Genomic DNA, 8,342 nt, shown 5'->3' with positions numbered 1-8,342 from the left:
ATCTAAATATATTTTATCCTTAATATTATTAAGGAATTTTCTATAAAAATCCTCTAGTTATATTGACTGTTATGGGAATCGTTGGTATGATGAACTTAACGTCGATGTCGAAATTTGACGTCAATTCAAAGAGAAAAATTTCCCAAAACCAGATTTCGTTGAGAGGAGATTCGGAAAATGTTAAAATCTACGGGCATTGTACGTAAGGTAGACGAACTTGGCCGTGTTGTTATACCCATCGAATTACGTCGAACACTGGGAATTGGCGAAAAAGACGCCCTGGAAATTTATGTCGACGGTGAACGGATTGTTCTGAAAAAATATGAACCCGCTTGCATTTTCAGCGGCGAAGTGGAAGATACCGTTCGCTATAAAAATAAAGTAGTCAGCAAAAAATGCATCGAAGAGATGTATCAGATGATCCATGGTGAAAAAGTCTATGCAGACTAAGGAAAAATTTGTTATAAACAAAATCATTTCCATTCCTCTTGACTCACGTGCTTTCCCGCTTGAATGATAGAATTTCACTTCTTTGTTTCAATTTAGCAATCATCATCCGACCACATACATATAAAAAATACAGGGTTACGGAAATGATTTCTTTGTTGTTCCAAAAGTTTGCCAATTGGATGCCGCAATCCATTTTGCATTAAACGTTGATGATAAAGCGAGGCTCACTTGTTGAACCTCGCTTTTTTTTATGCCTGTTATTGATTTTCCTCCGGTTTTTCCCCGGTTTCTTGCTGCTCTTCGGTTTGGATCCATTGCAAGATCCGGTCTTTTAATCGTTCGGATTTGGTTCCGAAAACGACCTGAAAGTTCCCGGAACCCACTTTGATCACTCCGGAAGCCCCCAGTTTTTTCAATTGTTCCTCATCCACTTTGTCTTCGTCTTTCACGGTCATCCTTAACCGGGTGATGCAAGCATCCAATTGGTCGATGTTCTCTTTCCCGCCGATGGCTGCCAAAACTTGCTTCGCCAATTCGTCTTCATCGGACCGGGCCTGTTTTTGTTTCTCCCCGCCGTCTTCCGCCTCATCTTCACGCCCCGGCGTTTTCAGGTTCATCCAACGGATTAACAAGCGGAACACCACATAATAAATCACGGCATAAATGATCCCGACCAATGCCAACAGCCACGGTTTGGTTGCCAGATGCATGTTCAGGAAAAAGTCAATGCCCCCGGCTGAAAAGGAAAATCCGTGACGGATGCCAAGCAGGTAAACCACTGCCATGGAAGTTCCGGTAAGAATGGCATGAATGACATAAAGAAAAGGAGCGACAAACATAAACGAGAACTCAATGGGTTCGGTGATTCCGGTGATCAAGGCCGTCAGCGCCGCACTGATCAAAATCCCCGAAACCAGTTTGCGCCGTTCTGGCTTTACTTCATGCAGCATGGCAAAACATGCGGCCGGCAGCGCAAACATCAAAATGGGATAAAAACCGGTCATAAAGATTCCGGCGGACGGATCGTGAGCAAAGAAACGGGGGATGTCCCCGGTGACCACATTGCCGGCTGCGGTCGTGTATTCACCAATGTTAAACCAGACCAATGTATTTAAAATATGATGCAGTCCGAAAGGAATCAGCAGACGGTTAAACACCCCGTACAAGAAAAGTCCGATGGCTCCTTGCCGGATAATCCAGTTACCGCCGGCATTGATCGCCTGTTGAACAGGCGGCCAAACCACCAAAAAGATGAGACCGACCAAAACCATGACAAGGGAAGTGACAATGGGGACAAAACGCTTGCCGCCAAAGAATTGCAGCCAGTCCGGCAGTTTTATATCGTGATAGCGATTGTACATATAAGCGGCAATGGCCCCGGCGATGATTCCGCCCAGCACTCCCGTGTTTAACTCCATCGATTCGGTACTGCCGAGGGAAACCACTTTGCTCATCAGAAAATAGCCGACAACCGCCGCCAACGCGGATGCGCCGGCATTCCCCGTCAATCCGAGGGCCACCCCGATGGCAAATAACAGGGCGAGGTTGTCAAAAATGGCACTGCCTCCGGCATTAAAAACTTCGCCGATAAAATACGGAACCGATCCTTCCGCAAAATATTCCCGGTTCGTAAATAACGCGCCGAAACCCATCAAAATCCCGGCGGCCGGAAGAACGGCAATCGGCAACATGAATGACTTCCCGATTCGCTGTAAAGAACCAAGAAGCACTCCTTTTTTCTTCAAACGATTCACCTCCAAAAATAAAAACCGCTTCCTTTATCGCTTCAATTATACATGAAACGGACATGCCACTGGAATTTACTTTGCTTTTTTCTTTTTTGTCTGCTCCATTCCAGCCGGATTTATTCCACATCGGGTTCGTCTTTGTGGTAAGCATTGTACACTTCCCGCTTGGGCAGGGAACGTTCCCGGGCCACTTGCTTCACCGCTTCTTTCTTTGTCCATCCCTGCCCGAGATATTTTTCGACATGTTCATGAATGGTCCACGAACGCCATTCTTCTTCCGGCTCCGTCCCTTCCACCCGGGAAAGGTCCGCTCCTTCCACCACAACCGTAAATTCCCCCCGCGCTTTCTTCTCCTTGAAATAATCCAGTCCGTCACTCAATTTGCCCCTCAACCATTCTTCGTGTTTTTTGGTCAGTTCACGGCAAATGGCCACATTCCTGTCTCCCAGAACCTCCAACAGATCTTTCAACATCTCCGGCAACCGGTGGGGGGCTTCGTAAAAGATCAGGGTGGCCGGAATCAGGCGCCAGCTTTCCAACTCCTTCTTCCGTTCCTTTTTTCCCCTGGGCAAAAAGCCGATAAAAACAAACGGTTGTGTGGGAAGCCCCGATGCCACCAGAGCAGAGACAGCCGCATTGGGACCGGGAACCGGAACGACGGGAATCCCCCGGCTGACCGCCTTTTGGATGAGCGGTTCGCCGGGATCGGAAATACCGGGCATGCCCGCATCGCTGACCAGCGCAATGCTTTTGCCATCCATCAGCTTTTGGATGAGTTCCGGTTCTCTGGATTGCTTGTTATGCTCGTGGTAACTGACCAGGGATCCACGGATCCCGAACGCGCTGAGCAACTTGCGGGTGTGGCGTGTGTCTTCCGCCGCGATGATATCCACTTGCTCCAGGATTTCGCGTGCCCTCGGACTGAAATCATTTAAATTGCCGATCGGGGTTCCGACAACAAAAAGCGTTCCCTCTTGTCCTTCATTCATGAAACTCTTTTGAATCTCCATCCGCGACTCCCCTTTTTTGGATTAATTCCCACTTCTTTTGCTTGGACATTTTTTTGATTTCTCTTTCCCGTTTCAAAGCCCAAGATTTATCGCCCCCTCTTTCCACATAACGTAACCGGACGGGCAACCGCCCGCGTGTATATTTGGCACCTTTCCCCTGTTGATGGGATTTCATTCTTTGCTTTAAACGATTGGTGATTCCCGTATACAACGTTCCGTCACTGCATTCCAGGATATAAACGACATAAGGTTCGGACATTTTTTCCCCTCTCCGCATAAAAAAACGCCGGGATCCCGGCGTCATTTTTCTTTCGATGATTTATTGAGAAAGGCAATGCAAAACAGGCAATCCCCTTCACCGCGCATACGACCGTAGTGAACATTGCAAATATGAAATCCTTCATCGTATAAATCCACCAGATGATGGACTCCTTGTCCAATGTCTTCTTCGTCTTGTTCCTCGTTTTCCGCCTGGGTTTGATCCCGGTTTGATACCAGAACCCTGGCTTCTTCTTTTTCCTGCAACCGTTGATTTTCCATAACCAGCCGAGTGTTGTCTTCGATCAATTCCACAATCTGCTCTTTCAGACCGCCCAATTCGATATATAATTCGCCGATTTGTTCTTCGACACGCGCGATCCGTTTGAAGATTTCTTCCTTGTCCAAGCCCCCCCACCTCGTTCAATCACCAAAAACGGTTAAGATTTTTTCATTTATGATTTCATTCCGCTGGCCTGCGGAGATTCGCCGATGGTAATATCCTCAATGTCAAATTCAACCATGGCGCCGGTATCCGCCAGTTCCACCAGAACCCGGCGCTCCAGCATGTTTAACGATACCACTTTACCCATTCCTTCTTTGGTGACGACCTGTTCGCCCAAATCGGGCAGGAGCTGTTTTGCCTCTGCATACACCTCATTTTCAAATTTGAGGCAACACATCAACCGGCCGCACAACCCGGATATTTTGGCCGGATTTAATGAAAGGTTTTGATCTTTGGCCATCTTGATCGAAACCGGTTCAAAGTCCCCCAAAAAGGAGGAGCAACAGAGAACCCGGCCGCAAGGCCCCAATCCCCCGAGCATCTTCGCTTCATCCCGGACTCCGATTTGGCGCAGTTCAATGCGGGTCCGAAAAACGGCAGCCAAATCCCGCACCAATTCCCGGAAGTCCACCCGACCGTCTGCTGTAAAATAAAAAATGATTTTATTCCGGTCAAATGTATATTCGGCATCCACGAGTTTCATTTCCAACCCGTGATTGCGTATTTTCTCCAGGCAGACTCCCATTGCTGATTTTGCTGCCTTTTGATTCTCTTCCACTTGCTTTTTGTCTTGTTCTGTGGCAATCCGGATCACCGGTTTCAGCGGCAAAACCACCTCGTCATCTTTTACATAGCGTATGCCGGAAACCACTTGTCCGTATTCGATTCCGCGAACCGTTTCCACAATCACGTAATTTCCGCGTTTCACCTCGAAATCGAGTGGATCAAAAAAATATATTTTACCCGCTTGTCGGAAGCGGACACCTATTACTTTTTGCATGCAGCAATCCCTCCTGAACAGCCAATACCCTGAAGACCAGTATGGCCAGAGGTTGCATATCGGCCAGTCATCCGCCGGTCAGGCAAGCGGCAAACATCACCTGTTTTGCAACAAGCACGGAAAAAATCTATCTCAACGCGTTAGGAATCTTATGCAACCGTTTGGTTATCTGGTTCCAAAAGCTTTGCACAAACCAGTGCTCAGAGCCTTTGATAACATTTTATCATCGATGATAAAAGTTGAGCAAATTCTATTTCAGATTAACGGAAGAACCGTGCATTCAGATCCTCCACGATCTCCTGAAACACTTTGTCACCGGACTGTTCCGCACGGATGGTGCAAAAGCGGGACGGTTCTTCCGAAGCTATTTGTCGGAACCCTTTGCGGACCCGTTCATGAAACATTTTCTCTTTCAACTCCATGCGATCCTTCTTCTCTCCGCGGCTCAACAGCCGTTTCCGGCCCACTTCCACCGGGATGTCGAGCAAATACGTACGGTCCGGCATCAACCCGTCCGTGGCCCATTGGTTCAGTTTTCTCACTTCCTCCACATCTTTTTCAGCCCCGTAACCTTGATAAGCCAAGCTTGAATCAATGTAGCGGTCACAAAGCACCACAAATCCCTGATCCAAATGGGGGCGGATCACTTCATTGACAAGCTGGGCACGAGAAGAAGCATACAACAACACCTCGGTTTTCCATTTCATTTCACTCCGGCCGGGATCGAGCAAGATTTCCCGCACACGATCCCCGATAATGGTCCCGCCGGGTTCGCGCACCATCAGGCAAGGAACCCCCCGCTTTTGCAAATATTGGTGAACCCGCTTGATTTGGGTTGTTTTTCCGGCTCCTTCCGGACCTTCAAAAGTAATAAACTTTCCTTTCATTGTTCTCCTCCATCCTGCGCTTGGCTCAACGTATTCAGGTTAGCACATTCACGGTGGGATTGAAATGTTGTGAAACCCCCCGCACTTGCCCGCCGCCTTGGAGAATGGTTTCAATGGTTTCTTGCGCTTCCCGGGTCCATGTTTCTCCGGGCAGCACCACCGGAATCCCCGGTGGATAAGGAACCACCATCTCCATGGCAACCTTGCCCGCAGCTTCGCTTAAGGGTACCGCCCGAAATGGCCTGCGGCGAAGTTCGGCCAGTGGCAAACGGACTTTTTGCGTTTGGGTTGCAAAAGCAAAGAAACCCTTGGCAGAGGAAGCAGGAATCCCTGCAAGAAATTGATCTATTTTTTTCAAAGCTTTCCACAGGCTCTCCAAATCCTCCCGGGTGGTTCCCAGACCAAAAACAAACAATACGGCCGACGGATCGGCCAATTCCACATGAATGCCTTCCTGTATCAGCTGATCGGCCAATTGATATCCCGTTATTTTGCCATTGGCCGTCAAGGTGCATTTCAATGGATCATCCGCTTTTTGCTCGGACAAAGACTGAAGGGATTGGATATTTCCCCGGAAATATTCCAAGTCGGTTAACAAACGGTCCAAGTGTCTTTCCCCTTCTGTTGCCATGAGCCGGCGTGTCACATCCAAGGAGGCCATCAGTGGATAAGAAGGGCTGCTTGACTCAATCACCCGCAGCCAGTGACTCACTTCGTCCGGGGAAACCCTTTCTCCTTGCAAGTGCAACATGGACGACATGGTCATGGAAGGCAACATCTTATGGGTGGACTGTACGGCAATATCCGCTCCCAAATCCATAGCAGACTGCGGCAGTGCTTCGTGAAATCCAAAATGCGCCCCATGGGCTTCATCCACGATGAGCGGAACCTGATACCGGTGGCAAACCTGTGCAATTTCCCGGACTGGTTGAACCCTGCCATAGTAGGACGGACTGGTCAGGACCACCGCTTTCACCGAATCATCTTCCTTTAAAATCCGTTCAATTTCACCGGGGGAAACCGGTTTTTCCACGCCGTTTTCATCGAAACCGGTCTTCAAATAAACCGGCTTGGCTCCTGCCAACATGCAGCCGTGAAACACGGATTGATGGCTGCTTCGCTGCACAATCACCGAATCCCCGGATGAACAACATGCCAAAATCGCGGCCAGGTTGCCGGCGGTCGTACCTCCCACCAAAAAATAAGTCGTTGTTGCCCGAAAAGCTTCAGCCGCCAGCTGCTGGGCTTCTTGAATGACCCCCGACGGCTGGTGTAAATCATCCAGCTGCCCCACTTCCGTCAAATCCATCGATAAAACGGGATGAAACCATACCAACGCTTCCCGGTCAAACATTTGCCCCTGTTTATGGCCCGGCACATGGAAATTGGTCCACTTCCGTGCCACATGTTTTTTTAATGCATCAAATAATGGCGCTCTCGTCTGATCCAAATTTTTTCTCCCTCCGTTTACAAGAAAAAAGACTTGAACATTCAAGTCTCAACGTTTCACTCTTTTTCTTTTTCCCGGCAACAAAATCTTCCGTCCAATTGAACGATCCGTCCGGTAAAAAAGACATGGTTTTGTTAAAAAACGATGTTGGGGCTTAAAAACGGCATCAACCCGGGTAACCGGTGCTTCCTTCAGGCCCACGCGCCCTGATCCTTTACCGTTTCTGTTTTTTCGGTTCTGTTCCTTTTTCATGGGTCCGTTCTTTCTTTGCATCGGATTGTTGCTTCGCCCTTCAAGATCCGGGTACATGACCACCCATGGCTATGGAATCACCGGTTCATTTCAATTCATCACCAAACACACTTCGTCTTATTATACCAATAACCAACGGCCTCCATGAGGTTCCGGCAACCATCTTTTCAGTTTTTGACAGCCATCGTTCAAGTTTTCGTCAACCTTCTTTTCCGGTGTTTTTTCAATTCTTTGCCTTTGACCTTTACCTGCTCCTTTGTCTTTTTTCTTGCCGGTGAATCAACGATTTTTACATCATGCGGGGATTCACCCTCCTTCAGGCAGGAATGCCTTCCACCGCAAACCAATCCCCGACCGGATGAATCTCACCCGTGCAATTCCTTTTCTGTATCCTGATGGATTAAAAAACGCATTCTCCAAACCAGATATGTATACAAAATATGATTGGAATCCGATTCAATAATTTCTTTTTCACAATCATCGCAAAGGAAACGATTCAATATATGGATGCCGCGTTCCCTTTTTTGCCGGCAAACAATGCACTCCTTTTTCTCATTCATGCAATCCCCTGCCTCTTTCCTCTTTCCCAATATTTTCTCCACAATCACCAATATTTAAACAGTTATGTAAAAAACCGGCTCAAGCGCCGCAAGGATTCCCCGCTTCGCATTTCCTTTCTTCTATTACTATCAAAGATTTCCCGAAAAAATGTGTCTTTGCATCATGATCCGACCCTGAAAAAAAGACTGACGCAGATTTCAATACACAATCGGCCGAATTTCCTCATGAACCAGAAAAAAATGAAAAATCATCAAAAAAATGAAAAACCATCAGAAATAGAAAATCATCTTTCCTCAATGTAAAATCATTTCCCTCTTTGATCCCGGACCCTATGCGTTCCTCAATGGATCCGGAAATCCCCTGAAGACAAAAAGTGAAGCAAAACCTTGCCAAATAAAGCAAAAACCCTCTTAAGCAGTTTGCTTAAGAGGGTTCAGGAT

At 47.7% G+C, this 8,342-nt stretch carries 9 protein-coding genes; 1 reads left to right on the top strand and 8 read right to left on the bottom strand.

Translation table 11 applies throughout. The features are described from left to right. The first annotated feature begins 177 nt into the window (after positions 1-177). Positions 178-450, top strand: coding sequence for an AbrB/MazE/SpoVT family DNA-binding domain-containing protein (locus tag H1R82_RS12050; RefSeq protein WP_037997937.1), 273 nt, complete (start codon positions 178-180; stop codon positions 448-450). Between the two features lie 257 nt (positions 451-707). On the opposite strand, the gene nagE is transcribed toward H1R82_RS12050, so the two are convergent. From nagE to H1R82_RS12010, 8 genes are all read right to left on the bottom strand, one after another. Then, positions 708-2,195: an N-acetylglucosamine-specific PTS transporter subunit IIBC gene (gene nagE / locus H1R82_RS12045; protein WP_255516930.1), complete on the bottom strand. Its 1,488-nt coding sequence runs from the start codon at positions 2,193-2,195 to the stop codon at positions 708-710. Between the two features lie 119 nt (positions 2,196-2,314). Further along, positions 2,315-3,208 (bottom strand): 16S rRNA (cytidine(1402)-2'-O)-methyltransferase, encoded by an 894-nt coding sequence (gene rsmI / locus H1R82_RS12040; protein ID WP_181732338.1) that lies wholly within the window; start codon positions 3,206-3,208, stop codon positions 2,315-2,317. After that, complete coding sequence (locus H1R82_RS12035) at positions 3,180-3,467, bottom strand: GIY-YIG nuclease family protein (protein WP_181732337.1); 288 nt, start codon at positions 3,465-3,467, stop codon at positions 3,180-3,182. The genes rsmI and H1R82_RS12035 overlap by 29 nt, the downstream gene beginning before the upstream one ends. A gap of 41 nt (positions 3,468-3,508) precedes the next feature. Continuing rightward, positions 3,509-3,874: an initiation-control protein YabA gene (locus H1R82_RS12030; protein ID WP_181732336.1), complete on the bottom strand. Its 366-nt coding sequence runs from the start codon at positions 3,872-3,874 to the stop codon at positions 3,509-3,511. A 47-nt stretch (positions 3,875-3,921) separates the two neighbouring features. Continuing rightward, positions 3,922-4,752, bottom strand: a complete 831-nt coding sequence (locus H1R82_RS12025) for a PSP1 domain-containing protein (RefSeq protein WP_181732335.1) — start codon at positions 4,750-4,752, stop codon at positions 3,922-3,924. 260 nt (positions 4,753-5,012) lie between these two features. After that, a complete protein-coding gene (gene tmk / locus H1R82_RS12020) occupies positions 5,013-5,639 on the bottom strand; it encodes a dTMP kinase (RefSeq protein WP_181732334.1) in 627 nt (208 codons plus the stop codon). 34 nt (positions 5,640-5,673) lie between these two features. Further along, positions 5,674-7,089, bottom strand: a complete 1,416-nt coding sequence (locus tag H1R82_RS12015) for an aminotransferase class I/II-fold pyridoxal phosphate-dependent enzyme (RefSeq protein ID WP_181732333.1) — start codon at positions 7,087-7,089, stop codon at positions 5,674-5,676. 617 nt (positions 7,090-7,706) lie between these two features. Then, a complete protein-coding gene (locus tag H1R82_RS12010; protein ID WP_181732332.1) occupies positions 7,707-7,901 on the bottom strand; it encodes a sigma factor G inhibitor Gin in 195 nt (64 codons plus the stop codon). Positions 7,902-8,342: the final 441 nt, after the last annotated feature.

It is taken from the genome of Thermoactinomyces intermedius (genome assembly GCF_013912365.1).
Taxonomy (GTDB): domain Bacteria; phylum Bacillota; class Bacilli; order Thermoactinomycetales; family Thermoactinomycetaceae; genus Thermoactinomyces; species Thermoactinomyces intermedius.
Note: the sequence above shows the minus strand (reverse complement) of the source record. Positions and strands in the feature narration are given on the sequence as shown.

Bases quoted from the DNA above. Each gene is read 5' to 3' on its own strand.
- H1R82_RS12050 (WP_037997937.1), top strand. From the start codon at position 178: ATGTTAAAATCTACGGGCATTGTACGTAAGGTAGACGAACTTGGCCGT.
- rsmI (WP_181732338.1), bottom strand. From the start codon at position 3,208: ATGGAGATTCAAAAGAGTTTCATGAATGAAGGACAAGAGGGAACGCTT.
- H1R82_RS12035 (WP_181732337.1), bottom strand. From the start codon at position 3,467: ATGTCCGAACCTTATGTCGTTTATATCCTGGAATGCAGTGACGGAACG.
- H1R82_RS12025 (WP_181732335.1), bottom strand. From the start codon at position 4,752: ATGCAAAAAGTAATAGGTGTCCGCTTCCGACAAGCGGGTAAAATATAT.
- tmk (WP_181732334.1), bottom strand. From the start codon at position 5,639: ATGAAAGGAAAGTTTATTACTTTTGAAGGTCCGGAAGGAGCCGGAAAA.
- H1R82_RS12010 (WP_181732332.1), bottom strand. From the start codon at position 7,901: ATGAATGAGAAAAAGGAGTGCATTGTTTGCCGGCAAAAAAGGGAACGC.